This window comes from Streptomyces sp. NPDC087428 (assembly GCF_044744085.1).
Taxonomy (GTDB): Bacteria; Actinomycetota; Actinomycetes; order Streptomycetales; family Streptomycetaceae; genus Streptomyces.
Map to the genome: position 1 here is coordinate 190,930 of NZ_JBIUXR010000006.1, position 25,322 is coordinate 216,251.

Sequence of the window (25,322 nt, forward strand, 5' to 3'; positions counted from 1 at the left end):
CCGCCCGCCGGCCTCCGCGGCGCCCCCGGTCAGCGGAGGGTGGCGCCCGGTGCCGGGGACGTGGCGATCCGGGCGTTGCGGCAGGTCCCCGAGGCCATCAGCGCGTCGGCGACCTTGCGTGCGGACGCCTCGTCCTCGGCCAGGAACGCCGTGGTCGGCCCGGAACCGGAGACCAGCGCGGCCGCCGCACCCGCGGTGGTGCCCGCCGCCAGGGTGTCGGCCAGCGAGGGCCGCAGGGACAGCGCCGCGGGCTGGAGGCCGTTGCTCAGGGCGGCGGCGAGGGCGTCGGTGTCCCCGGACCGCAGGGCGGCCAGGAGCGCGCCGGACGCGGCCGGCTCGGGCACCGGCGTCCCCGCCGTGAGCCGGTCGAACTCGCGGTACACGGCCGGGGTGGACAGGCCGCCGTCGGCGACCGCGAAGACCCAGTGGAAGGTGCCGCCGACCTCGACCGGAGTCAGCTGCTCGCCGCGTCCCACCCCGAGGGCCGCGCCGCCGACCAGGCTGAACGGGACGTCGCTGCCCAGTTCCGCGCAGAGGGCCAGGAGCTCGTCGCGGGTGGCGCCGGTGGACCAGAGCGCGTCGCAGGCCAGCAGGGCGCCGGCCCCGTCGGCGCTGCCGCCCGCCATTCCGCCCGCGACCGGGATGTCCTTGTCGATGTGGATGTGCACCCGGGGGTCGATGCCGTGCCGCCCGGCCAGGGCGAGCGCGGCGCGGGCGGCGAGGTTGGTGGCGTCCAGCGGGACCTGGGCGGCGTCCGGCCCTGAGCAGGTGACGCGCAGCTCGTCGGCCGGGGTGACGGTGACCTCGTCGTAGAGGCCGACGGCGAGGAAGACGTTGGCCAGGTCGTGGAAGCCGTCGGGGCGCGCGGCGCCGACCGCGAGCTGGACGTTGACCTTGGCCGGTACCCGGACGGTGACGCTCACTCGGCGCTCCCGGCGGGCTCGTCGGCGGCCGGAAGGTCCCCGGCGGGCTGGTTCTCGGCGGGCCGGTTCTCGGCGGGCTTGTCCCCTGCGGGCTCGTCCCCTGCGGGCTTGTTCTCGGCGATGGCGGCGAACTCCTCGACGGTCAGTGCCTCGCCGCGGGCCTGCGGCGAGATCCCGGCCGCGACCAGGGCGGCTTCCGCGGCGGGCGCGGAGCCCGCCCAGCCGGACAGGGCCGCGCGCAGGGTCTTGCGGCGCTGGGCGAAGGCGGCGTCGACGACCGCGAAGACCTCGGCCTTGGTCGCCGTGGTCGCGACCGGCTCGGCCCGGCGCACCAGGGACACCAGTCCCGAGTCGACGTTCGGGGCGGGCCAGAAGACCTTGCGGCCGATGGAGCCGGCGCGCTTGACGTCCGTGTACCAGTTGGCCTTCACCGACGGCACTCCGTAGACCTTGTTGCCCGGCCGCGCGGCCAGCCGGTCGGCGACCTCGGCCTGGACCATGACGAGGGTCCGCTCGATGGTCGGGAAGCGGTCGAGCATGGTGAGCAGTACCGGCACGGCGACGTTGTACGGAAGGTTGGCGACCAGCGCGGTCGGCGGCGGGCCCGGCAGTTCCCGTACCTGCATCGCGTCCGAGTGGACGAGGGTGAACCGGTCCGCGCGCTCCGGCATCCGGGCGGTGACCGTGGCCGGCAGGGCGCCCGCGAGCACGTCGTCGATCTCGACGGCGACGACCCGGTCGGCCGCCTCCAGCAGTGCCAGGGTCAGCGAACCGAGACCGGGGCCGACCTCGACCACGACGTCGTCGGGGCGGACGTCCGCGGTCCGCACGATCCGCCGGACCGTGTTGGCGTCGATGACGAAGTTCTGGCCGCGCTGCTTGGTGGGGCGTACGCCCAGCGCAGCGGCCAGCTCGCGGATGTCTGCGGGGCCCAGGAGGGCGTCGGGCTCTGTGGTGCTCACCCGTCAAGCCTACGGCCGCCGGGCGGCACCGGATCTCGCCCCCGGCACCGCCCGTGCGGCGCGGCCGTCCGGCGTCGCGGCCGGCCGGGTCAGTAGTCGAACGCGCGCGCCGTGTTCTCGGCGATCGCCGAGGCCAGGGTGTCCTCGTCGAGGCCCTTCACCGCCGCCATGGCACGCAGCGTGACGGGGATCAGGTACGGCGCGTTGGGCCGTCCGCGGTACGGGGCGGGGGTCAGGAACGGTGCGTCCGTCTCGACCAGGACCAGCTCCGTGGGCGCGACGGCCAGGGCGTCGCGCAGCGGCTGGGCGTTCTTGAAGGTCATGTTGCCGGCGAAGGACATGAAGTACCCGGCGTCCGCGCAGATCCGGGCCATGTCCGCGTCGCCGGAGTAGCAGTGGAAGACGGTCCGCTCGGGGGCGCCCGCGTCGGCCAGGACGCGCAGCACATCGGCGTGCGCCTCGCGGTCGTGGATGACGAGCGCCTTGCCGTGCCGCTTGGCGATCTCGATGTGGGCCCGGAAGGACTCCTCCTGGGCCGCCATGCCCTCGGGGCCGGTCCGGAAGTGGTCGAGCCCGGTCTCCCCGACGCCCCGTACGTGGTCCAGCGCGGCCAGTGCGTCGATCTCGGCGAGGGCCTCGTGGAGAGCCGCCGTACCGCCCGCCTCGCGCGCCCCCTGCCGCGACCACCCGTCCGGGTCCCCGTGCACGATGCGCGGCGCCTCGTTGGGGTGCAGGGCCACCGCCGCGTACACGCTCGGGTGCGCGGCGGCGGTCTCCGCGGCCCAGTGCGAGCCCTTCACGTCGCAGCCCACCTGGATCACGGTCGTCACGTTCACCGCGGCGGCCCTGGCGAGGCCCTCCTCCACGGTGCCGTCCTGCATGTCCAGGTGGGTGTGCGAATCGGCGACCGGTACCCGGAGGGGTTCGGGCAGCGGCGGGGCTTCGGTACGGCTCATGGCCACGATCGTACGAGGACCGCGGCCCGGGGCTCACTTGCGGTGGAAGGGATGCAGCAGGTCGGCGAGGTGCCAGTGGTGCTCGCCCGCCGGAGCGGCGGTGGCGGCCACGGCCTCGGCCTTCCGTTCACGGACGTCGGCCGCGGCGTCGGCGGGCCGGCGGTTCTGGAGCAGTTGCTGGACCGTGGAGACCCGGCCGGCCCGCATGATCCGTACGACGTGCCCGCCGCAGTTGGTGCAGGTGGGCGTGGAAAGGGGGGAGGGCACTCGTTCGCCGTCCGCCTTGTAGACCACGAAAGCGTTGTGGGAAGCGTCGACGTGGTGCTCTATTTCGTAGGCCTGTTCCCAGCCGTGTCCGCACCTCATGCAGGCGAAGGCATACGCCTCGTGCACGGTTGTTGCTGCGATCTCACTCATGCCTGCTCCTCTTGTCCGCCGGACAAGCACTCCGGGGAATGCGTCCTGATATCCAGTGGACGCCTTTACCGGCAGAAACGCACCGGGCCCTGTCGAGTGTTGGAGCGGTCTTGGCCTTCTCGTGGCAAAAGGGGCCGGTACGAGGCTTTCGCTTTGCCTTTCACGATAGTCCTTTGCCCTCCTGCGGGCCGGTCCGAGCAGCATTCTTTGCTGCCACGACCGCGTCGAACACCTCGCGCTTGGGCAGCCCGGCCGCGGCGGCGACGGCGGCGATCGCCTCCTTGCGCCGCTCCCCCGCCTCCTCGCGCACCTGCACCCTGCGCACCAGCTCCCCGGCGTCCAGTTCCTCCACGGAGTCGGCCGCGCCCTCGACGACGACGGTGATCTCACCGCGTACGCCTTCGGCCGCCCAGACGGCGAGCTCGCCCAGCGGGCCGCGCTTCACTTCCTCGTACGTCTTGGTCAGCTCCCGGCAGACGGCGGCGCGCCGCTCCGCGCCGAACACCTCGGCCATCGCGGCCAGGGTGTCGTCGAGCCGGTGCGGGGCCTCGAAGAAGACCATGGTGCGGCGCTCGTCGGTGACCTCGCGGAGCTTGCCGAGGCGTTCGCCGCCCTTGCGCGGCAGGAAGCCCTCGAAACAGAACCGGTCCACCGGCAGCCCGGACAGGGCGAGCGCGGTGAGCACGGCCGAGGGGCCGGGCACCGCGGTGACCTTGATGCCCTGCTCCACGGCGGCGGCGACGAGCCGGTAGCCGGGGTCGGAGACGGACGGCATCCCGGCGTCCGTGACCAGCAGCACCCGGGCGCCGCCGGTCAGCGCCTCGACGAGTTCCGGGGTACGGGCGGACTCGTTGCCCTCGAAATAGGAGACGACACGCCCCGTGGTGTGGATGCCCAGCGCCTGGGTCAGCCGGCGCAGCCGGCGGGTGTCCTCGGCGGCGACGACGTCCGCCGTCTCCAGTTCGGTGGCGAGGCGTGGCGGGGCGTCCGCCACATCGCCGATGGGGGTCCCTGCGAGTACCAGCGTTCCAGTCGTGTCCGTCACAACGTCCATCCTCCCAGCACGGGCGACAGCACTCGCACAGATGCGTTCCCTACGATGGCGCGGTGACGAGTACAGCGCCCGATGCCCGGCAGGGCCAAGACGCCGGGGATCAGTACGGCCCGGAGCCGACTTCCTGGCAGCAGCGGCTGCGCCGCTTCGGTCATTCACCGCGGCCCGGGATCGGGCTGCGGGAACGGCTGGTTCCGCCGTACACCCGCCCCGGGAGCCGGTTGTGGGCGGTGCTCGGGGTGCCCCCGGTGTACGCGGACCGGCTGCTGCGCTGGTCGGCGTGGGGCGGTCCGCTGCTGGTGACGCTGGTCGCCGGGGTCCTGCGGTTCTGGAACCTGGGCAGCCCGCACGCGGTGATATTCGACGAGACGTACTACGCCAAGGACTCCTGGGCGCTGATCAACCAGGGGTACGAGGGGGCCTGGCCCAAGGACGTCGACAAGCTGATCCTGGACGACCCGTCCAAGGTGAGCATCCCGATCGACCCCGGCTATGTGGTGCACCCGCCGGTCGGCAAGTGGATCATCGGGATCGGGGAGCAGATCTTCGGCTTCACCCCGTTCGGCTGGCGGTTCATGGTCGCGGTGCTCGGCACGCTGTCGGTGCTGATGCTGTGCCGGATCGGCCGCAGGCTCTTCCGCTCGACGTTCCTGGGCTGCCTGGCGGGCGCGCTGCTCGCGGTGGACGGGCTGCACTTCGTGATGAGCCGCACCGCACTGCTCGACCTGGTGCTGATGTTCTTCGTGCTGGCCTCGTTCGGCTGTCTGCTGATCGACCGGGACTGGGCGCGGCGCCGGCTCGCGGCCGCGCTGCCGGTCGACGCGGAGGGGGTGCTGCGGCCGGACGTCGCGGTCGCGGAGCGGCTGCGGCTCGGCTGGCGGCCGTGGCGGATCGCGGCCGGGCTCATGCTCGGCCTGGCCTTCGCCACCAAGTGGAACGGGCTGTACATCCTGGTCGCGTTCGGCCTGATGACGGTCCTGTGGGACGTGGGCGCGCGGCGTACGGCGGGTGCGATGCGGCCGTACGCGGCGGTGCTGAAGCGGGACCTGGTCCCGGCGTTCGTCTCGACGGTGCCGGTGGCGATCCTGACCTACGTCGCCTCGTGGACCGGCTGGATCATCCACGACTCCCCCGCCCGGCACGGCTACTACCGCGACTGGGCGGCGACCGACGGCAAGGGCGGCAGCTGGACCTGGCTCCCGGACTGGCTGCGCAGCCTGTGGCACTACGAGTACCAGGTCTACGAGTTCCACGTGAACCTGACGTCCGGTCACACCTACCAGTCCAATCCGTGGAGCTGGATCGTGCTGGGCCGGCCGGTCTCGTACTTCTACGAGGAGCAGAACGGCTGCGCCGCGTCGGAGACCGGCAAGTGCGCCCGCGAGGTGCTGGCCATCGGCACACCGCTGCTGTGGTGGGCCGCGTGCTTCGCGCTGCTGTACGTGCTGTGGCGCTGGCTCTTCCGCCGCGACTGGCGGGCGGGCGCGATCGCCTGCGGGGTGGCCGCGGGGTGGGTGCCGTGGTTCCTGTACCAGGAACGCACCATCTTCCTGTTCTACGCGGTCGTGTTCGTGCCGTTCCTGTGCCTCGCGGTGGCGATGATGATCGGCGCGATGCTGGGGCCGGCGGCGGGTACCGGGGCGAAACACGAACTGGGCCTGGCGACCGGTGACCCGACGAACGAACGGCGCCGGACGGTGGGGGCGGTCGCGGCGGGCGTGCTGGTCCTGCTGATCGTCTGGAACTTCATCTATTTCTGGCCGCTGTACACCGGGTCCCCCATTCCGGAGAATTCCTGGCGCGACCGGATGTGGCTGGATACCTGGATCTGAGGGCTGTCCCGCAATTCCTGGCGGGAACAGGTGGAGGGCGGGGCCGTCGGCCCCGCCCTCCACCTGTTCACCGGCTGCCACCGCTCGCGGAAACCGCCGCCACCGCTGAGGTGGTCAGGAGATCCTGATGCTCCCACCGGGTTCGACAGACCCGGTGTCGAATGCGTCGATCATCCCCACAGGCCCTTCCTGACATGCCGAATCGGCGAAGACCTCCAGGTTCGCGTCCGTCTGATTGTTGACCTCGGCACCCTCCTCGCCGGCGGCGTAACAGCCGGGGCCGGGGTTCTCGTAAGCCGCTCCGTTGACGAACAACGTGCCGCTCGCGGCGAATGCCGACTGGGGCACGCCAAAGGCGAGCATTCCGGCGGCGGCAAGGCTGCCGAGAGAGATCAGGGTTCGGCGCATGTGGGGGGCTCCTATGTCAGGGGCACTTTCTGTGTGCCCTCACCAACCATGATCACCGCCGGTTTCACCGAGCACCCGGAAGGTCATCCCAACGGGTGGGCCCGCGCGCCTTCTTGACGGGAAGGAAAAGAAAGAGCTGGATAACCGGATATGACCGGTCTGTTCGTGCCATGACGGATCGCGTTCCGATAACAACCGGCTCCACTGTCGGAGCGGTCCCGTAGGGTCCCCGGAAAAGCCTCCTTGAACCTGTTCAAGGAGGCCTCCTGGGGAGGGGGACCCGCGCACATGCGCAGTGGAGCGAAGGTGGCCGTGATCGGCGGGGTGTTCGCGGTCGTGGTCGGCGGGGTGGGCTACGGGGCGTACAACGTCCTGGACGGGCTCGGGGACAGCGGCGTCGGGGGCGGCACGGACACCAGGGCCACCTCCGCCGAGGTGAAGACCGGCCCGGTCACGAAGCAGGAGATAGCCGAGACGTCGAAGAAGTTCCTCGCGGCGTGGGCGAAGGGCGACGCGGCCGTCGCGTCCCGGCTCACGAACAACGCGGGGGACGCCGAGTCACTTCTGACGCAGTACAGCGAGTCGGCGCACGTGACGAAAGCCGTGATCACCCCCGGCACGCCGACCGGCTCGAAGGTCCCCTACACGGTCAGCGCGACCGTCTCGTACAAGGGGAAGACCAAGGCCTGGTCGTACGAGTCCGACCTGAACGTGGTGCGCGGACTGACCACCGGCAACGCGCTCGTCGACTGGAAACCCGCCGTCGTCCACCCGGAACTGCGGGCCGACGAGACGCTGGAGACGGGCGAGGCGTCGACCGCGTCGATCGAGGCGGTCGACCGCAACGGCCAGGTCCTCAGCAAGGCGAAGTACCCCTCGCTGGGCGGCGTCCTGGACGAGCTGCGCAAGAAGTACGGCGCGAAGGCCGGCGGCACCGCCGGCATCGAGACCTGGATCAACAGCGCGAACGCGGACGGCGCGGACCGGACACTGCTGACCCTGGCGAAGGGGAAGCCGGGCAGGGTGACGACGACGCTGGACGCGAGGGTCCAGACGGCGGCCGAGCACGCGGTGAAGCAGTTCGAGGAGTCGTCCGTGGTGGCCGTCGAACCGTCGACCGGTGCGATCCGGGCCCTCGCCAACAACCGCGCGGACGGCTTCGACGCCGCGCGGAAGGGCGCGGTGGCCCCCGGCTCGACGATGAAGATCGTGACGGCCGCGATGATCATGCAGAACGGCCTCGGCGGCGCGAACTCGCCGGTCGAGTGCCCGCCCCAGGTGACGTGGATGGGCGTGCCCTTCCACAACCTGGACAACTTCTCGATGCCGAACCCCACTTTGCAGACCGCCTTCGCCCGGTCCTGCAACACCGCCTTCATCAAGCCCGTGAGCCCACTGGGCGACAAGGCCGACTCGGCGCTCCGCGAGGAGGCCGGGGAGTACTTCGGGATCGGCCAGGAGTGGCGGACCGGCGTGGTGACGGTCGACGGGAGCGTGCCGGCGTCGGAGGGCGCGGAGACGGCGGCGTCGTACATCGGCCAGGGCAAGGTGCAGATGAACCCGCTGAACATGGCGTCGGTCACCGCCACCGCCGTGTCCGGCCGGTTCCGGCAGCCCTACATCGTCCCGCAGAGCCTGGACAACCGGGTCTTCGCCGTCGCGAACCCGCTGCCGAGCGGGGTCTCCGCCCAGCTGAAGCAGATGCTGCGCTACACCGCGACGGCCCAGGAGGGCACTGCGACCGCCGCCATGGCGAGCGTGGGCGGCGACAAGGGCGGCAAGACGGGTTCGGCGGAGATCGACGGCCACGCCACGTCCGACAGCTGGTTCACCGGCTTCAGCAACGACCTGGCGGCAGCGGCCCTCGTCCAGTCCGGCGGCCACGGCGGGACCGCGGCAGGGCCGGTCGTCGCGGAGGTCCTGCGCGCGGGGCCGTGAACGGTGCGAGCCCGCTCCCACGGGATCCGAAGGCCTCTGCCGCGCGTACGCGCGGAGGCTTCGTCGCACCTTCCGTACCGGCCCGGAATCCCGCTCGCACACCTCGGACCACGGCCGATAGCGTGCAGGGCATGAGCACTTCCGACACCAACGCCCCGACGGGCCCCGACAGCGCCGCCGCCCACCCACGCTTCGCCGAGGCCCTGCGCCGGCTCGGCCTCGATGTCGAGATCCGCCGCTTCCCGGAAGCCACCCGGACCGCGGCCGAGGCGGCGGCCGCCGTCGGCTGCGAGCTGAGCGAGATCGTCAAGTCGCTGGTCTTCGAGGCCGACGGCGTACCGGTACTGGTTCTGATGGACGGCTCCTCACGGGTCGATATGGAGCTCGTACGGCGGGAGTTGCGCGCGACGAAGGTCCGGCGGCCGGGAGCGGACGTGGTCCGGGAGGCCACCGGTTACGCGATCGGCGGCGTGCCGCCCTTCGGGCACCGCACCAGGACCCGGGTGCTGGCCGACCGCGGGCTGCTCGCCCACGAGGTGGTCTGGGCGGCCGCCGGCACCCCGTACACGGTCTTCCCGCTCGACCCGCGGACGCTGATCGAGCACGCGGGCGGCACGATGGTGGACGTACGCGAGCAGACCACATGACGCCGCTGGTGGCGACCGCCGTCCTGATCGCCGCGTTCACGCACGCCGGCTGGAACGCCATCGCGCACGCGATCAAGGACCAGTTGATCTCGTTCACCCTCATCTCCGGCGGCGGGCTGCTGATCGGCGCGGCCGCCGCCTTCTTCGTCCCGTTCCCGGCGGCGGAGGCCTGGCCGTACCTGGCCTTCTCCGCCGCCCTGCACGTGGCGTACATGCTGCTGCTGATGCGCTCGTTCACCCTGGGCGACTTCGGCCAGATGTACCCGATCGCCCGCGGCACCGCCCCGCTCGTGGTCACCGTCCTCGCCGCCGTCTTCGTCGGCGAGCGCCCGGACGGCTGGGCCACGGCCGGTGTCGCGGTGGCCTCGGCGGGACTGGTCGGCCTGGCCCTGTGGGGCATCCGCGGCTCCGGCAAGCGCCCCCACTGGCCCGCGATCCTGGCCGCGCTGGCGACCGGTCTCGCCATCGCCGGCTACACGACGGTCGACGGCGTGGGCGTACGCTCCTCCGGCAGTTCGCTCGGGTACATCGCCTGGCTGATGATCCTGGAGGGCGTGGCGATCCCCCTCTACGCCCTGCACCGCCGCCGCTCCGCCCTGACCGCCCAGCTCCGCCCGTACGCACTGCGCGGCCTGCTGGGCGCGGCCCTGTCGGTCACGGCGTACGGACTCGTCCTGTGGGCCCAGACCCGGGCGGCCCTGGCCCCGGTCGCGGCCCTGCGCGAGTCCTCGATCATCGTCGGCGCGGCCATCGGCACGGTGTTCTTCAAGGAACGCTTCGGCGCCCCGCGGGTGGCGGCGGCCGGGCTGATGGTGGTGGGGATCGGGCTGATGCTGCACACGAGCTGAGGGGGCGGCGGGGGCTCCGGGCCTCAATCAACTGATCCAGGCACACAGGACAATCCGGCTCAACCGACGGCGAGTTGACAGCCGGCCACCAGAAGGGCCCCGGCCTCTGAAGCCACGCCCACTCAGGGCAGAAACGATCGCGCCAACTTGTCGCATTCGCCCTCTTGACGCCGAAGTATGCTCCGGAGTGAGGTTCGTGCAACAAGTCGCAACGCAGTCGACACGGGAGACCGCCATGTCCCTACAGTTCTTCGGCAAGGACCCCAACACCGACGAGGACCACTGCCCTACGGTCTGGGTCGACGCCGCCAAGGCCGAACTGCTCTTCCAGGGCTGGATCACCGACGAGGACACCCAGGCCAAGTGCCTGGAGTACGGATCCGTTCCCGACACCGAGACCATCATCCGCATCCCGGCACGCATGGTGCCGCAGATCAGGAAGGCGTGCGATGCCGCAGAACGCGCAGCCTCAGCAGAAGCGACAGGAGCCGGCACCGCCGAGCTTCGCTGAGGTCATCCAGGACACGGAGCGCTCCGCGGTCCACCTGGAGACGCGTGACACGTACTTCGACAACGAGCGCTTCGCCGCCTGGCGGGGTGGAGAGCGGGTCAACTGGGAGGACCGCGACTCGTGGTGGCGCGGCTTCCACGATCTGGTGGCCCAGGCCGTGGACCGTGGCGTCGTGATCCGCCGCCTCCGTGTCGTCGGTGAGCCCGTCTCGGAGTACATCCGCTGGGAGCACTACGTGACCCGGGCCAACGTCGAGGCCGGCGAGCAGGTCCGCTGGCTGCCCCGACGTCTCACCACGAACCTGTCCCTGCCGGGCAACGACTACTGGCTGTTCGATGAGCGGCTGGCCCGTATCCACCACTTCGCCGGTGACGGCGCCCTGGTGGAGGACGAGTTCAGCACAGAGTCGAGGCTCCTCAAGTGCCTCGCCGATTCCTTCGAGACATTGTGGGGACACGGCATCCCGCACGACGAGTTTCACGTCTGATCCGCGCACGTACCGAAGCAACCAGCTCATGTCATCGTCTCCGTCCTCCAGCGCCCAGGCAGCCAGGGACCAAGTCGCCCGGCGGCTCGCGGATCTCCGGCGTGACGCCGGCCTGACGATGCAGGAGCTGGCTGACCGGTGCCACTGGAACAAGGCCAAGACCTCCCGTGTCGAGGCCGTCAGGACCACACCCTCAGACGCCGATATCCGCGCCTGGTGCCATGCCTGCGGCGTGGAGGGGCAGGCAGCCGACCTCATCGAGGCATCACGGTCAGCCGACTCGATGTACGTGGAGTGGCGCCGGACGCAGCGCACAGGGCTGCGCAGAAGCCAAGAGGCAAGCGTCCCCCTGTACGACCGGACCAAGCTCTTCCGCATCTACTGCGTGAAGCTCATCCCCGGGCTGCTCCAGACCGAGGGCTACGCCAGGTCGCTGCTGTCCAAGATCGCAGACTTCCGGGGTGTGCCTGACGATTCGGCCCAGGCTGCGGCTGCCCGCGTGGACCGGTCGAAGGTCATCCGCGACGGCCGGCACCGCGTCGTACTCCTCATCGAGGAGGACGCCCTGTACCACCGCATAGGCGACGAGGACGTGATGAGGGGCCAGCTTCACTACTTACTCACCACCATGTCCCTCCCGGCTCTCTCTTTGGGCGTCATTCCCCGTGCGGCCCCACGCCGCATGTGGGGCATCGAGACGTTCACCGTGTTCGACGACAAGCGCGTCCATGTCGAGCTGCTGGCAGCCAAGGTCACCGTGACGACGCCCAGCGAGGTCGAGCTCTACGTGCGGGCGTGCACCCGCATGGCGACGATGGCCGTACACGGCGCCCCGGCAAGAGCATTGATCAACGAGGCGATTCAGTCTCTCGGGTAACCCGCCTGCAACAGCGTGCAACAAGATGGATTCCGGCCTCCCGCGATACCTACGGTCATCACAAGCCCACAGAACGCAGGGATAAGTGATGAGAGGCCGTCCATGACCATGGCTGCGAAGAAGAAGCCCCCATGCGGGCCCCGCGGATCGAGCCCTCGGACCGTAGCCCTGGCTGACATGGGGCCGGTCGGGTACCGCGACAGCGTGGAGACGCCGGCCACCGTCCGGGTTGGCGACATGGTTCTTCACGACCACGTGTACTTCGCGGTGGCAGACATGGTTTCGGCTCGCAACGGAACCAAGATCCTGCACTTCCAGGACCGCGAACCGCTCCTGATCGAGGGCCCGATCACGGTCCTCCGGCAGGTGGAGTACGCCGTCTCCTTCGGAGAGATCGTGTACAGCCGCCCCTGACCCGAAGACTCCGCCCCTCACCGGCAGCCCTCGTACTGCTGGTGAGAGCGGGCAAGGTCCCACCCCCGGTGAATCCGGCAAGACCTTCCGGGGGTGGGTCGTAAGCGCACGACGCGCGGAGAACGAATCTCCGCCCAGCCCAGCACCAGGAGGAGTTTCCCATGAAGGACCTCTACAGCCTGACGGCCGAAGGCACCGCGTTCGAGAACTTCTGTGGCGGCAACCTCGGCGGCGAGCACGAGTCGTGTGTCGAGGTCGGGGCCATCCCCGGATCGGCCACCGTGTTCGCGGTCCGCGACAACAAGCCCGAGGGGGCAGGCATCGAACTCAGGTTCACCGACGCGGAACTCAACGACTTCGCCGTCGGCTGGGTCAAGAAGCAGGGGCTGGCGCTCTAGTCCGGTTCCTCCCCTGCCCCGCATTGCGGGCCGCCCTGCCCCGGTGGGGCGGCCCGGCACGTCTCAGGAAGGAACAGATGAACTGGTCAGGGCACTGGCACGGGTACGGACCGTGGACCGGACCGTCCACCGTGTACGCACGAGAAGGAGGTCGGCGGCCCCCGCATCCCAACGGGCCGCCTTCGGTGCTGAACCCCGAGGACAAGAAGCAGCAACAGGTTCTCGATCGGTACCGCGAAGCTGCCGCGGAGTTCCAGACGGGCAATGTGCCGCCCACCATGACCGGCTGGTGGCTGACGAAGAAGACCCACGTCTCCGCCGAGCGCACGTGGGCCGACATGGGTATCGCCATCTCCTGGCTGACCAAGCAGTACGAGGCGAACCTTCCGTTCGAGCGCGCAGACGGTCTCCAGGCGTACAACAGTCTCAAGAGCAAGTTGGAGTACGCCACCGACGTCCTGCCCTGCGGTGTCGATGTGAGCTGGGTGTACTACGTGCCGGCGAAGAACGTGATCGCGTTCGCTGTCGTGTGCTGCCCGAACCGGTTCCACCCCGAGCTTCCCTGCCCTCTCCCGCCCCAGTAGTACAAGAGGTGACCGGCATGAACGTCTCCCGGTGTGCCGGCGCGTGCACCGGTGACGGATGGGGGCCTGGGAGGGCACGTAGCTGTGCCCGTGGCAGGACGGACGATTCTCATCGCGACGGCGGCCGCATGAAGACGGGAAGCCGCAGTGGACACCCCGAATCCAGACTGAGGAACACGACCGCACCGACCGTCGCGAAGCGGTCCAAGCGCGACGTGATCAAGGGTGTACTGCCCACTGCCAGCCAGATGGAAGTGGGCGCGAAGTGATGCGGGAGCAGGTCCAGCACCTGCTTCAACTCGTGGGCGAACCCCGTATCACCTCGCAGTTGATCCCGTCCGGGGACCGGGACCGGGACTCATGCCGGCAGGACCAGGGTCTAGCCTGTCCGGCCATGGACTCCGAAGGCTGGCCGGCCGACACCAGAACCTCCTACGACACCGTCGCCGCCGACTACGCGGACCAGGTGCGCCACCTCCTGGACGAGACGCCCCACGAACGCGCCGCCCTGGCGCACTTCGCCGAGTTGGTGCGCACCGGCGGCGGAGGGCCGGTCGCGGATGTGGAGTGCGGGCCGGGGAGGATCACGGCCCATCTGCACGGGCTGGGTGCGGACGCGTTCGGGATCGATCTGTCGCCCGCGACGATCGAGGTGGCTCGGCGCGATCACCCGGGTCTGCGGTTCGAGGTGGGCTCCATGACGGACCTCGACCTCGCCGATGCCTCGGTGGCCGGTCTGGTCGCCTGGTACTCGCTGATCCACGTCCCCGACGACGGGATCGGTCCGGTGCTCGCGCACTTCCGGCGCGTACTGCGGCCCGGCGGGCCGCTGTTGCTCGGCTTTCATGTCGGTGACGGGTCGCGGCTGAAGACGCGGGGATACGGCGGTCACGCGATGAGGGTGCACGTGCATCGCCGTCGGCCCGGCCAGGTCGCCGCGCGGCTCGACGACGCGGGCTTCACCGTCGAGGCGCGGACGACGCTCAGCTCGGCGGAGAGCCCGCTCGGAGCGATCCTCCTCGCGCGCCGCCGCCCTGATGCCCCGTAGCCCGGGGTCAGCGGCTACCGCGTCAGGTCCCTCACCATGACCGAGCCCCACCCCTGCCGTTCGTGCTCCGTGAAGCCGACCCTGAGGTAGAACGCGTGCGCCCCCGGGTTGCCGCTGCCCACGCCCAGGTGCAGGCCACGCACCCCGCGCTCGCGCAGGGCCGCCAGCAGGGCGTCCATCAGGCGGCGGCCCACTCCGGCGCCCTGGCCGCGCGGGAGGATGTCGATGTGGAGGTGGGCGGGGTAGCGGTCGTACAGGGCGGCGGGATCCGGTGGGCCGGGGCGGTGGATGTGTTCCACGCGCTGCCAGTCCTGCGTCCCGTCGCCCGGGTCGGCCGCCGATGACAGCGGATGGCGGCGGCGCAGCGGGGGCCACCAGTGGTCCTCCAGCCAGGCGTCGAAGCCGGGGGTGTCGGCGGTGGCGACGATGTAGCCGATCACCCCGTCCTCGTCGGCCGCGACGAAGGTCAGCCCGGGGTCGGCCGCCGGATAGGGGCCCGCGTAGATGTGCGGGAGCAGGTCCGGGTCGCGGTAGAGCGCGGTCGCGTCCCGGCCGGAGTCCCCGGTGCGCAGGCACACCCGGTACATCCCGGGCAGGTCGAAGGGCTCGAAGGGCCGTACGTCGATGCTCACCGGGCCGCCGACATCGCGAGCAGGAACCACGCCGAGTGCGGGATCCACTGCTCGGTCCAGCGCCAGCTGTTGCCGGTCTCCCGGTGGTGCTCCGGCATGAAGGCGATGTCCCGTTCGTCCTCGAATCCGCCGGTGACTCCGTTGAGGATGCCGCCGGGGACGTTGGGGTAGTCGGGGTGGTACTCCACGTTGTTGCGTCCCACCCCCTTGATCATCGAGGAGTCGAAGGGGTTGAGGCCGGCCACCCAGTGCAGCTGGTCATCGGCGAGGCGGAGCAGCCGTTCGCGCAACTCCGGTTCGCATGAGGGGAGTTCGGCGGTCATTGCGGCAGCGTACGCGACCGAGCAGATGTTGGCGTTCTCCCCCTGCCACCAGTAGCCGGTCTCGTTGTCGTGCGGGTAGAAGAAGCTGGTGCGGGGTTCGGCTCCGGTCGGCTGCACGTACTGGCGTACGCAGCCGAAGGGGTTGGCCACCTCGTCGGAGAGGGTTGCCGCGTCCCGCAGGAGGGCGACGGCGGTGGTGCGGGCGGTGGCGGCCAGGGGTGAGTCCGGGCGGACGGCGGCGAACCGGAGCAGCGCGACGGCGGGGAGGCCCGACTCCGCGGCGTGGAAGAACGGGCGCCCCTCGATGTCGCCGAGCAGCCGGCCGAAGCCCTTGCCGGGCTCGGGGGCGGTGTAGCGGGCGGTGAGTTGTGCCGCGCGGCGGTCCGCGGCCGCCTCGACGGCCGGGTCGCCGGGGGTGGCGCGCAGGAGTTCGGTGGCGGCGAGGAGGGCGCAGTAGTCGTCGATGACGGACTCCTCGCCGTCGTACAGGTAGGCGCGGTTGTGCTCCTCCAGGTGGTCGAAGCCCCGGCGGGCGGCGGCCAGGTACTCCTGCGGGGTGAAGTCGCCGTGGTCGTCGAGCGTGGCGGCGCGGGCGAGCGCGGCGATGGCGAGGCCGCCGCCCTGGCGGTAGGCGGCCTGCCAGCGGGTGGTGCGGACGGAGTCCTGGAGCGGGGCGTTGATGACGCGTTCGTCGAGGTCCTTGGTGAGGGCGTCGAAGATCGCCGTGTAGAAGTAGCCCTCCGGGGCCTGGAAGCGGACCAGGAAGTCCGCGCCGTACAGCGCCTCGTCGCGCAGCCGGTCCCCCAGTGCCCTGTGCAGACGCGGCCGGCGTTCGGCGAGGGTGTCGGCCGCCTCCATGAAGGCCCAGGCGCAGAAGGGGAGTTGCTGGGGGTTCATCATGCGGGTGTAGTTGAGGTGGCTGAGGAACTTGCTGAAGTCCCCCGAGGCGTCCAGCCAGCCGCCGCGTGCGTCGACCGTGCGCCCTGAGTCGTCCCCGTAGAAGCGCGCGCGGCGGTCCTTGCGGTCGATGGCGCCGCTGGAGCGCACCGACCGGAAGTAGTACAGGACGTCGGAGAGGGTGGACTGCTGGAGTCCGGACTCGCTGATGGTGAAGGGCGCGGAGACGGTGGAGCCGTACTCGACGCGGTAGGTGCCCCCGGCCCGCACCTCGGAGAAGTCGATGCGGCGGAAGGTGCCCGTCGACCAGCGGTCCACCTGTTCCTCGGGCCCGACGGGCAGTGCGGTGCGGGTGCCGTCGTCCGCGGTCAGGAAGGCGACCGGGACGACGGGGGCGGGCGGTTCGCCGGCCCGCGGGGCGTCGAGCAGCACCACGGCCTTCTTGGAGCCCGCCGTGTTGTACCCGATGTGGCTGGTCAGGATCGTCGTCATGGTCGGTCGCTGCTCCTCAGGCCTGGTGGGAAATCGAGTCGAGCCAGGCGCGGGTCTCCGCGATGCGCCCGGGGGAGGTCCGCCGCCACACCCCCGTGCCGCCCGTCTGCCAGGGGTGCGGGCCGTCGAGCGGCCGGTACTCGGCACCCATCGCGTCGAGCCGTCGCAGCTGACGGGCCAGCCGGGTGCGGAACTCGTCCGGGTCCGCGACCCGTCCCGACCACAGCACCTCCGCGAGGGCGCAGGCGCGCGGGAAGGCCAGGTAGTCCAGGTGCCGTTCGTCGGGCACCCACTCCGTCCAGATCTGGAACTGCCCGCCGAGTACCCGCTCCCGCTGCTGCGGGGACCAGTGCGACGGTGCGGGCGCGAAGGCCGACACGTCGTCGAGGGTGACCGGGCCGCCCTCCGAGCGCCGTTCCCCGGCCAGCTCGGACTGGTCGAAGTTGAAGTAGGTCGGGAAGAGCGGTGAGCGGACGATGTCGTGCGTCGTGGCCGCCCGTCCCGCGGCCTCGTCGCCGCGCCAGGCCATCACGATGGTGTCGGGCAGCACCCCGCCGGTGACGTAGCCCTCGTCCCACACCACCATCCGCACCCCGCGGCCCGCCAGGAACTCACCGAGTGAGCGCAGGAAGTGGCCGTGCATCTGCTGCGGGGTCGTGCAGCCGGCCTCCGCCATCGCGGCGGCCACCTCGGGGTCCTCCGGCCACCAGTCCATGGCGCACTCGTCGCCGCCGAGGTGGACGTACGGGGCGCCCGTCGCGTCGATGATCTCCCCGAGCACGTCCCGCAGGACGGCTTCGGTCCGCCCGAGGGGGGCGATCGAGGTGCCGCCGGCCCACACGGTGTCGAGCACGGCCTGCTCCTCGCCGGGGCGGCCGAGCCCGGGGAGGGCCGCGCGCAGGGCGGAGGTGTGGCCGGGCACGTCGATCTCGGGAACCAGGGTGATGCCGCGCATCCTGGCGTGGGCGGCGATCTCCGCGAGGTCGTCCAGGGTGTAGTACCCGCCGTGCGGGGTGCCGTCGTCGGGTCCGTCGGGGCCCAGCCGGGTGGAGGGCCGCCAGGATCCCACCCGGTGCAGCTCGGGGTGGAGCCGGCTCTCCACGCGCCAGCCCTGGTCGTCCGACAGGTGCAGGTGCAGCCGGTTGAAGCGGTGGGCGGCGAGCAGATCGACGTACCGCAGCACCGTGCGCTTGGGGAAGAAGTGCCGGGCCACATCGAGCATCGCGCCGCGCCAGCCGTGGGCGGGCCGGTCCTCGACCGTCCCGCACGGCACCTGCCACCCCTCGGGGGGCGGGGTCGCGGCCCGGCGCCAGATCGTGTCCGGCAGGAGTTGCCGCAGCGTGGTGAGGGCCTGGGCCACGCCCTCGGAGCCACCGGCACGGATCTCCACGCGCCGGGGTTCGACGCGCAGGGTGTACGTACCGGGCTCACCGGCGCCGTCGTCCACGGCGACCGTCACAGACCGAGTGGTACTAACTGGTATTTCGTTGTCTGCCAGCGGAAGCAGCTCCGCGAGGAAGCTCCGCACCATCGCGCCCGTGAGCGGCGATCCGTCGGCCTCGACCGCGGCGTCCGCGCTCAACAGGCAATATCCCGTGCTCGCTTCGGCTTTCACCGGCGCCGGAAGCAGGGCGGAGTAGGCATCCATGACAGGTCCCAACTGTGGTCCGACGGGGCTCGTGTTGTTCTCCACGTTGGCCGCGACGCTACTTGTTGTATTGGCTTGGTTCAAGTGGTACGTTCCCCGAACTCTTCTGGTTTCTCCTCGGTTTCACGTAACGAGAGGTGCGCATGGCGGTCAACGAAGCCCCGCCCCGGGTGCTGAGGTCACTGCGAGGACGTCCCCCGAACTCCCCGGACGCACCGCGTACGTCCCCGCGGTCCACGAGTGGACCGAAGTCCTTCCTCACCCGGCTGCGGCAGGACTCCCCGCTCCTGCTCATGACGGCCCCGGCCGTACTGCTCCTGCTGCTGTTCACCTACATACCGCTGCTCGGCAGCGTCGTCGCGTTCATGGACTACGTGCCGTTCCTCGGCCTCTCCGGCTCGACGTGGGTGGGCTGGGACAACTTCACCGGCCTCTTCCGGGACAACCTGTTCTGGAGCGCGCTGGGCAACACCTTCCAGATCACGTTCATCCAGCTGCTGCTGTACTTCCCGGTCCCGGTCCTGCTCGCCGTGCTCTTCAACTCCGTCGCGATGCCGATGGTGAAGAAGTTCGTGCAGTCGGTGATCTACCTCCCGCACTTCCTGTCCTGGGTCATCATCGTGGCCCTCTTCCAGCAGATGCTGGGCGGCGGCGGCACCGTCAACCGCGTCCTCGCGAGCCACGGCATGAGCGGGATCGACATCATGTCGGACCCCGGCACCTTCCAGCTGCTGCTCACCTCGCAGGCCATCTGGAAGGACGCCGGCTGGGGAACGATCATCTTCCTCGCCGCGATCGCCGCGATCGACGGACAGCTCTACGAGTCGGCCGCCATGGACGGCGCGGGCGCCGGGCGCAGGTTCTGGCACATCACCCTGCCCGGGATGCGCCCCATCATCATCCTGCTGCTCATCCTGCGCCTCGGCGACGCGCTCACCGTCGGCTTCGAGCAGATCCTGCTCCAGCGTGACGCCGTGGGCCCGGGGGCCGCCGAAGTCCTCGACACCTACGTGTACTTCAACGGCGTCGTGGACGGGAACTGGGGGGTGGCCACCGCGGCCGGACTGCTCAAGGGAGTGGTCAGCCTGGCGCTCGTGCTCGCGGCGAACAAATTCGCGCACCGCTTCGGCGAGGAAGGGATCTACCGGCGATGAGTTCCTACGCAGGACGCCCCGCCTGGCAGGGCAAGCCCAAACCCGTGGCCCTCGCCCTCAAGGGGCTCGCGCTCTTCCTGATCTGTGCCGTGGTGATCTTCCCGTTCCTGACGGTCATCTCGACGAGTCTGGCCACCAAGGAACAGATCGACGCCAACGGCGGCTACGTCATCTGGCCGACCAGCGCCTCCTTCGAGGCGTACCGGCAGATCTTCGACGGCACCGGCGTCGCCCGTTCCATCGTGGTGAGCGTCCTGGTGACGGTCATCGGCACGGCCTTCAGCCTCTTCTGCACGGTCCTGGCCGCCTACGGCCTCAGCCGCCACGGCTCGCTGTTCCAGCGAGGTCTGCTCTCCTTCACCCTGCTCACCCTGCTCTTCGCACCCGGCATGATCCCGGTCTACCTGATGGTCAAGCAGCTCGGGATGCTCAACACCTACTGGGCGCTGATCATCCCCGGGGCGGTGAGCGCCTTCAACATCGTGATCATCCGCGGCTTCATCCAGGCCATCCCGCAGGAACTCTTCGACGCGGCCAGGATCGACGGGGCCGGCGAGTGGCGGATCTTCCGCTCCGTCGTCCTGCCGCTCTCCAGGGCCGTCATCGCGGTCGTCGGGCTCTTCATCGCCGTCGGCTACTGGAACAACTACTTCGGCCCGCTGCTCTACCTGACCGACCAGGACAAGTGGCCGCTCCAGCTGGTGATGCGGTCCTTCGTCCTCCAGAACCACGTCACCTCGAACTCCGCCGCGACACCCGGCCAGTCGGCACCGCCGGCCCAGTCCGTACAGATGGCGCTCGTCGTCATCGCCACGCTTCCCATCCTGTGCGCGTACCCCTTCCTGAACAAACACATGTCCAAGGGGATGCTCACCGGGGCCATCAAGGGCTAGGAGAACTCTGCGTCATGACGATTCCCCCGATCAGCCGCCGCACCCTCTTCAGGACCGCCGCCTTCACCGCGCTCAGCGGCACCGCGCTGGGCTCCCTCACCGCGTGTTCCGACGGGACGGCCACGAGCTCCACCGCCCCCGCGGGCAAGGCCGTCCCGGTCCCCACGTACGTCGAACCCCTCAAGCCCAAGCCGCAGTTCGCCGGGAACGCCCAGGGCGTCATGGACGTCTACGCGGGCTTCCCCGTCGACGGTCCGCGCACCGTGAAGGGCGCCGTCGGCGACGGCGGTGACTTCGAGGTGCTGGTGATGACGTACGGGCAGCCCGCGCCGCCCCTGGAGAAGAACGCCTACTGGCAGCTCCTCAACAAGGAGCTGAACCTCAGGATCAAGCCGGTCCTGGTGCCCTCCGCGGACTTCGCGACGAAGTTCCCCGCCATGGTCGCGGGCGACGACCTGCCCGAGGTCGTCTCGGTCCCGGTCTTCATGAACGTGGCCCGGCTCCCGCAGCTCGCCGAGGCCCAGTTCACCGACCTCAGCGACCACCTCTCCGGCGACGCGGTGAAGAAGTACCCCAACCTCGCCGGCATCCAGGAGGCGAACTGGCTCAACGGGTACCTCAACGGCCGGATCTACGGCGTCCCCAAGTCCGACCCCGTCTTCACCACGCAGCTCTACACCAAGACCGACCTCATCGCGAAGGCCGGCGCGAACCCCGAGCCGAAGACCCTGTCCGAGCTGAAGGAACTGGCGAAGGCGGTCACCGACAAGCGGGCCGGCGTCTACGCCTTCTGCGGCGGGGTCAACGACACCGCGATGGCCGACTCGCTGCTGATGATGTTCGGCGTCCCCAACAAGTGGGAGAAGAGGGACGACGGCACCTTCGCCCCGCACTACGAGCACGAGCAGTTCATCCCCGCCGTCGCGGCCCTGGCCGATCTGCGCAGGAGCGGCTGGTTCCACCCCGACACCGCCACCATGAGCAAGGTCCAGCGCGACGCACTCTTCCGCTCCGGCAAGCTCGGCGTCGTCGCCGACGGCAACCGCGCCATGGGCATCGTCGCCGAGGACCACGCCCTGGAGTTCGGGATGATCCCCCCGTTCGCCCAGGACGGCGGGAAGGCCGTCTACTGGCAGGGCGGCGGCGCATACGCCATGACCATGCTCAAGAAGACCAGTGACAAGGCGAGGATCGACCGCTTTCTGCGGGTCCTCGACTACATCGCCGCCCCCTTCGGCTCCCGCGAGTCCTTCGTCATGAGCTACGGGGCCGAGGGCTCCGACTACACCCTGAAGAACGGCGTCCCCGTCCTCACCACCCGGGGCCAGCGCGAACAGGACCTCGGACTCGCGTACATCGTCGGCGGGCCGCAGGTCCTGTGCAATCCGCAGGGCGCGCCCGGCGTCGACAAGCAGTACCACGACTGGCAGGTCAAGGCCGTGCCGCTGCTCCTCCAGAACCCCGCCGCCCACCTGTACTCGCAGACCTACAACACCAAGGGCTCGGCCCTGGAACAGCAGATGCGCGACGCCGTCACCGCCGTCTTCCTCGGCCGCTCCCCGGCCTCCTCACTGAAGGACGCCGTGCGCAAGTGGAAGCAGAACGGCGGCGACGCGATGGCCCGCGAGTACGCCGGCTCCGCCAAGAAGTCCGGCTGAGGAAAGGACAGCGATGAAACTGCGAGGCCCCGCCTCGGCCCTGGTCGTGGTGGAGGGAACCGACCTCCACCACGACCTGATCGGCGCCGCCCTGGCCCTTCAGGAGATCGTGACGGAAGCGGGCCTGCCCACGTCCCGCGCGATGGGCCTCGACCGCTTCACCGACCCACTGCCCGCCACGGCCGAGGCCGACGTGTACGTCCTGTACCGCTCGTCCACCGCGTTCGACCCGCGCCAGCAGCGGGCGCTCTCCGACCTGGTGGCGGGCGGCAAGGGCCTGGTCGTCCTGCACGCGAGCAACCTCCTCGGCTACGGCGAGGGAGGGTTGGAGGCCGACCGGACCGCGTACGAACTCATCGGCTCCCGCTACCTCTCCCACGGCGACCAGGGCTCCGAGGGCCGCTTCGAGGTACGCATACGCGAGCGGCACCCGGTCACCCGCCACCTGGAGGACTTCGCCGTCGACGACGAGTACTACGTCCTGGAGTACGCCGACGACGTGCGGGTCCTCGCCGAACGCGAGACCCCCACCGGCACCGAACCCCTGGTGTACGTACGCGAGCACGGTGCCGGCCGGGTCTGCTACACCGCGCTCGGCCACGACCCCCGCGCCTGGGGCAACCCCGGCTTCCGCCAGCTCCTGCGGCAGGCGGCGCTGTGGGCCGCCGGTGTCGGGGACGAGGGCATCGCCTCGTGGTCCACCCGCTGGCCACTGGGCAACGGACGCACGATCGGAGACAGCACCGCATGACCTCACCACCCCCACCCGTCGCCGCCCAGCTCTGGTCCCTGCACCAGGAGGCCTCCCACGACCTCCTCGGCGTCCTGGAGAAGGTCGCCGCGCTCGGCTACCCCGCCGTCGAGACCATCAGCCTCTACGGGCACCGGCCGGCCGTCGTCCGGCGCCGGCTCCGGGAACTGGGCCTGGTGCTGTGCAGCGCGCACGCCCCCTTCCCGGCGGGCGAACAGGCCGCCGGGATCCTCGACGCGTACGAGGAGCTGGGCACGGACACCCTGGTGTGGAGCCTGGAACCGGAGGAGTTCGAGACCCCGGGCGCGATCGAGCGCGGCGCGGCCCGCGTCAACGAGGCCGCGGCGAACGCGGCGGAGCGCGGGATGCGGATCGCTTACCACAACCACTTCGCCGAGTTCCGCAACGTGTTCGGGGGCCGGAGCGCCTACGAGGTGCTCCTCGACGCCCTGGACCCCGCCGTCCTGATCGAGCTCGACACCTACTGGGCGCACACCGGCGGCGCCGACCCCGCCGCCGTCGCCGCCTCACTGGGGCAGCGGCTGGAGTCCGTCCACCTCAAGGACGGCCCGGCGCGCGGCATGGCCGACCACATGGTGCCCTTCGGCGAGGGCGTCGTGGACGTGGCGGCGGCCGCCCGCGCCAATCCGGCCGTCCGCTGGCACATCGTCGAGATGGACCGATCCCACCACGACATGTACGAACTCCTCGGCCGCTGCTACGACCACCTCGTCGGCCACGGACTGTCCAGGGGGCAGCGATGACCGGACCACGCGTTCTCTTCCTCGGCGGCACCGGAGTGCTCAGCTCCGCCTGCGCCCGCGAACTCGCCGCCACTGACTGTGAGTTGACAGTCCTGACCCGAGGCCGCGACACCCGTCGCCCGATACCGGAGTCCGTCCGCACCCTGCACGCCGACGTGCGCGACGACCGGGCGGTCCGCGCCGCGCTCGGCGACGAGACCTTCGACGTCGTCGTCAACTTCATCGGCTACCACCCCGACGACGTCACCGCCGACATCGCCCGCTTCAACGGACGCACCGGCCAGTACGTCTTCATCTCCACCGCGTCCGTCTACGCCCGTCCGGCCCCCCGCCTGCCCGTCGACGAGTCCGCCGCCCGCCGGGCCGGGGCCTTCGACTACCCCCGGCTCAAGCTGGAGTGCGAGGAGACCCTCGAACACGCCTACCGGCGCGAGGGCTTCCCCGCCGCGGTGGTCCGCCCCGCCCACGTCTACGACGAGCAGGTGCTGCCGCTGCTCGCCGGCTGGACGGTCATCGACCGCTGGCGCCGAGCCCGGCCCGCCGTCGTCCACGGCGACGGGACCTCGCTCTGGAACCTGATGCACGCCCGCGACTTCGCCCGCGCCCTCACGGGCGTGCTCGGCGACGACCGGATCACCGGCACATCACTGCACATCACCTCGGACGAGGTGCTGACCTGGGACACCATCCACGAGACGCTGGCCCGCGCGGCCGGGGCCGAACCCCTGCTCGTACACCGTTCGAGCGAGGACATCGGGCGCGAGATCGACTGGATGGGCCCCGTACTCACTGAGGATTTCCGTCATTCCCTGCTCTTCGACAACAGCAAACTCACCTCTCTCCTCCCCCGGTTCAGCCCCGGCACCCCGTTCCGCCGCGGGGCCGCCGAGATCCTCCGCTGGTTCGACGCCGACCCGTCCCGGCGGCGGACCGACGAAGACCTCGACGCCGCCTTCGAGCGGCTGGCAGAGGTGTGAGAATGGACCGGAATTCGCCCGCACCGCGGCGGCCGCTGGGAAGGACAGGCATTCGGTGAACACGACGCCCGAGGACAAAGCAGCCATCGCCGCCGACCACCACGAACCCCTCTGGGCCCAGGCCGCCGAGGTGATCGAGCAGCGCGTCAAGGACGGCTCGCTGCCCGCCGGGCGGCGGCTGCCCGCGGAGCGTGAGCTCTGCGCCCAGCTCGGCATCAGCCGGGTCACCCTGCGGCGCGCGCTCCACCACCTCGTGGAGCAGGGGGTGCTGCGCTCCTCGCACGGCCGCGGCTGGTACGCCGAGGGCCGCACCGACCGGGTATGGCCGAACTCCCTGGAGTCGTTCACCGAGACCGCCCGCCGCAAGGGCCTGGTGCCCACCTCGCAGGTGCTGCGCGCCGAGGTCGTGGCGGCCACGCTCGACGAGGCCGACGAGTTCGAGGTCGCGGCCGGAACGGAGCTCTTCCGGCTCGACCGCGTACGGCTGCTCGACGGGCTGCCGATCGGGGTCGACTCCTCCCGGGTGGTGCTCCACCACGCCCCGGGCCTGGTGGACACGGACTTCACCACGTCCTCGCTCCTGGAGGAGCTGACGGCGTCCGGGGCCGATCCCGTCAACGCCGAGTCGATGATCGAGTCCCGCGGCTGTCCGCCGGAACTCGCCCCCTACCTGGACCTCTCCGCCGGGGACCCGGTGCTCGTCATGCAGCAGTCGATGACGGACGTCAAGGGCCGGGTCGTCCTCGTCACCACCATCACCTACCGGGGCGACCGCTACCGGCTGCGGACCTCGTTCGTCCGCGGCGGCTCCGCCTGACCCCGGCACCCC

28 protein-coding genes are annotated in these 25,322 nt (G+C 70.6%); 19 read left to right on the forward strand and 9 right to left on the reverse strand.

From position 1 onward, the window contains the following. Positions 1-29 precede the first annotated feature (29 nt). The 5 genes from ACIO3R_RS14520 to rsmI all read right to left on the reverse strand — a co-directional run bounded on the left by ACIO3R_RS14520 (position 30) and on the right by rsmI (position 4,312). A complete protein-coding gene (locus ACIO3R_RS14520) occupies positions 30-923 on the reverse strand; it encodes a 4-(cytidine 5'-diphospho)-2-C-methyl-D-erythritol kinase (protein WP_402105796.1) in 894 nt (297 codons plus the stop codon). Continuing rightward, positions 920-1,885: a 16S rRNA (adenine(1518)-N(6)/adenine(1519)-N(6))-dimethyltransferase RsmA gene (gene rsmA, locus ACIO3R_RS14525; RefSeq protein ID WP_402105797.1), complete on the reverse strand. Its 966-nt coding sequence runs from the start codon at positions 1,883-1,885 to the stop codon at positions 920-922. Before rsmA ends, ACIO3R_RS14520 begins: the two co-directional genes overlap by 4 nt. A gap of 89 nt (positions 1,886-1,974) precedes the next feature. After that, positions 1,975-2,841, reverse strand: coding sequence for a TatD family hydrolase (locus tag ACIO3R_RS14530; RefSeq protein WP_385024793.1), 867 nt, complete (start codon positions 2,839-2,841; stop codon positions 1,975-1,977). Positions 2,842-2,874: 33 nt separating this feature from the next. Further along, positions 2,875-3,258, reverse strand: coding sequence for a hypothetical protein (locus tag ACIO3R_RS14535; protein ID WP_385024796.1), 384 nt, complete (start codon positions 3,256-3,258; stop codon positions 2,875-2,877). Between the two features lie 160 nt (positions 3,259-3,418). Then, on the reverse strand, positions 3,419-4,312 hold the full coding sequence (gene rsmI, locus ACIO3R_RS14540) for a 16S rRNA (cytidine(1402)-2'-O)-methyltransferase (protein ID WP_402105800.1): 894 nt from the start codon (positions 4,310-4,312) through the stop codon (positions 3,419-3,421). A 53-nt stretch (positions 4,313-4,365) separates the two neighbouring features. Here rsmI and ACIO3R_RS14545 point away from each other — a divergent pair, with 53 nt between their 5' ends. After that, positions 4,366-6,144 carry a dolichyl-phosphate-mannose--protein mannosyltransferase gene (locus tag ACIO3R_RS14545; protein ID WP_402105802.1) on the forward strand — a complete coding sequence of 593 codons (1,779 nt, stop codon included), beginning with the start codon at positions 4,366-4,368 and terminating at the stop codon, positions 6,142-6,144. Positions 6,145-6,258: 114 nt separating this feature from the next. Here the strand turns inward: ACIO3R_RS14545 and ACIO3R_RS14550 are convergent, their stop codons facing one another. Then, a complete protein-coding gene (locus ACIO3R_RS14550; protein WP_385024802.1) occupies positions 6,259-6,552 on the reverse strand; it encodes a hypothetical protein in 294 nt (97 codons plus the stop codon). A 288-nt stretch (positions 6,553-6,840) separates the two neighbouring features. Here ACIO3R_RS14550 and ACIO3R_RS14555 point away from each other — a divergent pair, with 288 nt between their 5' ends. The 11 genes from ACIO3R_RS14555 (at position 6,841) to ACIO3R_RS14605 (ending at position 14,304) form a co-directional block, all read left to right on the forward strand. Further along, complete coding sequence (locus ACIO3R_RS14555) at positions 6,841-8,490, forward strand: penicillin-binding transpeptidase domain-containing protein (RefSeq protein ID WP_402105804.1); 1,650 nt, start codon at positions 6,841-6,843, stop codon at positions 8,488-8,490. 131 nt (positions 8,491-8,621) lie between these two features. Further along, positions 8,622-9,137 carry a YbaK/EbsC family protein gene (locus tag ACIO3R_RS14560; protein ID WP_385024808.1) on the forward strand — a complete coding sequence of 172 codons (516 nt, stop codon included), beginning with the start codon at positions 8,622-8,624 and terminating at the stop codon, positions 9,135-9,137. Beyond that, positions 9,134-9,985 (forward strand): EamA family transporter, encoded by an 852-nt coding sequence (locus ACIO3R_RS14565; protein ID WP_402105806.1) that lies wholly within the window; start codon positions 9,134-9,136, stop codon positions 9,983-9,985. Before ACIO3R_RS14560 ends, ACIO3R_RS14565 begins: the two co-directional genes overlap by 4 nt. Before the next feature lie 235 nt (positions 9,986-10,220). Then, positions 10,221-10,496, forward strand: coding sequence for a hypothetical protein (locus ACIO3R_RS14570; protein WP_402105807.1), 276 nt, complete (start codon positions 10,221-10,223; stop codon positions 10,494-10,496). Next, positions 10,435-10,983, forward strand: coding sequence for a DUF6879 family protein (locus ACIO3R_RS14575; protein ID WP_385024814.1), 549 nt, complete (start codon positions 10,435-10,437; stop codon positions 10,981-10,983). The genes ACIO3R_RS14570 and ACIO3R_RS14575 overlap by 62 nt, the downstream gene beginning before the upstream one ends. A gap of 28 nt (positions 10,984-11,011) precedes the next feature. Then, entirely contained in the window at positions 11,012-11,860 is an 849-nt protein-coding gene (locus ACIO3R_RS14580; RefSeq protein WP_402105809.1) for a helix-turn-helix domain-containing protein, read from the forward strand. Between the two features lie 237 nt (positions 11,861-12,097). Continuing rightward, a complete protein-coding gene (locus tag ACIO3R_RS14585) occupies positions 12,098-12,274 on the forward strand; it encodes a hypothetical protein (RefSeq protein WP_402105811.1) in 177 nt (58 codons plus the stop codon). 161 nt (positions 12,275-12,435) lie between these two features. Next, on the forward strand, positions 12,436-12,672 hold the full coding sequence (locus tag ACIO3R_RS14590) for a DUF397 domain-containing protein (RefSeq protein ID WP_402105812.1): 237 nt from the start codon (positions 12,436-12,438) through the stop codon (positions 12,670-12,672). A gap of 77 nt (positions 12,673-12,749) precedes the next feature. Continuing rightward, a complete protein-coding gene (locus tag ACIO3R_RS14595; RefSeq protein WP_402105814.1) occupies positions 12,750-13,256 on the forward strand; it encodes a hypothetical protein in 507 nt (168 codons plus the stop codon). A gap of 128 nt (positions 13,257-13,384) precedes the next feature. Continuing rightward, entirely contained in the window at positions 13,385-13,525 is a 141-nt protein-coding gene (locus tag ACIO3R_RS14600) for a hypothetical protein (RefSeq protein ID WP_402105816.1), read from the forward strand. A 125-nt stretch (positions 13,526-13,650) separates the two neighbouring features. Next, positions 13,651-14,304 (forward strand): class I SAM-dependent DNA methyltransferase, encoded by a 654-nt coding sequence (locus tag ACIO3R_RS14605; protein ID WP_402105818.1) that lies wholly within the window; start codon positions 13,651-13,653, stop codon positions 14,302-14,304. A 14-nt stretch (positions 14,305-14,318) separates the two neighbouring features. Here the strand turns inward: ACIO3R_RS14605 and ACIO3R_RS14610 are convergent, their stop codons facing one another. From ACIO3R_RS14610 to ACIO3R_RS14620, 3 genes are read right to left on the reverse strand one after another with little or no spacing between them, the layout of a single operon-like run. Further along, positions 14,319-14,936, reverse strand: a complete 618-nt coding sequence (locus ACIO3R_RS14610; RefSeq protein ID WP_402105820.1) for a GNAT family N-acetyltransferase — start codon at positions 14,934-14,936, stop codon at positions 14,319-14,321. Next, the gene (locus ACIO3R_RS14615; RefSeq protein ID WP_402105821.1) at positions 14,933-16,648 is read right to left on the reverse strand and encodes a glycoside hydrolase family 9 protein; all 1,716 of its coding nucleotides are present in this window, start codon (positions 16,646-16,648) and stop codon (positions 14,933-14,935) included. Before ACIO3R_RS14615 ends, ACIO3R_RS14610 begins: the two co-directional genes overlap by 4 nt. Positions 16,649-16,664: 16 nt before the next feature. Beyond that, complete coding sequence (locus ACIO3R_RS14620) at positions 16,665-18,296, reverse strand: beta-N-acetylhexosaminidase (protein ID WP_402105822.1); 1,632 nt, start codon at positions 18,294-18,296, stop codon at positions 16,665-16,667. 143 nt (positions 18,297-18,439) lie between these two features. Between ACIO3R_RS14620 and ACIO3R_RS14625 the strand changes: the two genes are divergently transcribed. The 7 genes from ACIO3R_RS14625 to ACIO3R_RS14655 are packed head-to-tail and all read left to right on the forward strand — an operon-like array spanning position 18,440 to position 25,310. Beyond that, positions 18,440-19,450: an ABC transporter permease gene (locus ACIO3R_RS14625; protein ID WP_385024839.1), complete on the forward strand. Its 1,011-nt coding sequence runs from the start codon at positions 18,440-18,442 to the stop codon at positions 19,448-19,450. Further along, positions 19,447-20,343: a carbohydrate ABC transporter permease gene (locus ACIO3R_RS14630; protein WP_402105823.1), complete on the forward strand. Its 897-nt coding sequence runs from the start codon at positions 19,447-19,449 to the stop codon at positions 20,341-20,343. Before ACIO3R_RS14625 ends, ACIO3R_RS14630 begins: the two co-directional genes overlap by 4 nt. 14 nt (positions 20,344-20,357) lie before the next feature. Beyond that, positions 20,358-22,001: an extracellular solute-binding protein gene (locus ACIO3R_RS14635; protein ID WP_402105825.1), complete on the forward strand. Its 1,644-nt coding sequence runs from the start codon at positions 20,358-20,360 to the stop codon at positions 21,999-22,001. A 13-nt stretch (positions 22,002-22,014) separates the two neighbouring features. Then, positions 22,015-22,752: a ThuA domain-containing protein gene (locus tag ACIO3R_RS14640; RefSeq protein WP_385024848.1), complete on the forward strand. Its 738-nt coding sequence runs from the start codon at positions 22,015-22,017 to the stop codon at positions 22,750-22,752. Then, complete coding sequence (locus ACIO3R_RS14645) at positions 22,749-23,516, forward strand: sugar phosphate isomerase/epimerase family protein (protein ID WP_402105826.1); 768 nt, start codon at positions 22,749-22,751, stop codon at positions 23,514-23,516. Before ACIO3R_RS14640 ends, ACIO3R_RS14645 begins: the two co-directional genes overlap by 4 nt. Continuing rightward, positions 23,513-24,493, forward strand: coding sequence for an NAD-dependent epimerase/dehydratase family protein (locus ACIO3R_RS14650; protein ID WP_402105828.1), 981 nt, complete (start codon positions 23,513-23,515; stop codon positions 24,491-24,493). Before ACIO3R_RS14645 ends, ACIO3R_RS14650 begins: the two co-directional genes overlap by 4 nt. A gap of 55 nt (positions 24,494-24,548) precedes the next feature. Next, a complete protein-coding gene (locus ACIO3R_RS14655) occupies positions 24,549-25,310 on the forward strand; it encodes a GntR family transcriptional regulator (protein ID WP_385024858.1) in 762 nt (253 codons plus the stop codon). Positions 25,311-25,322 lie beyond the last annotated feature (12 nt).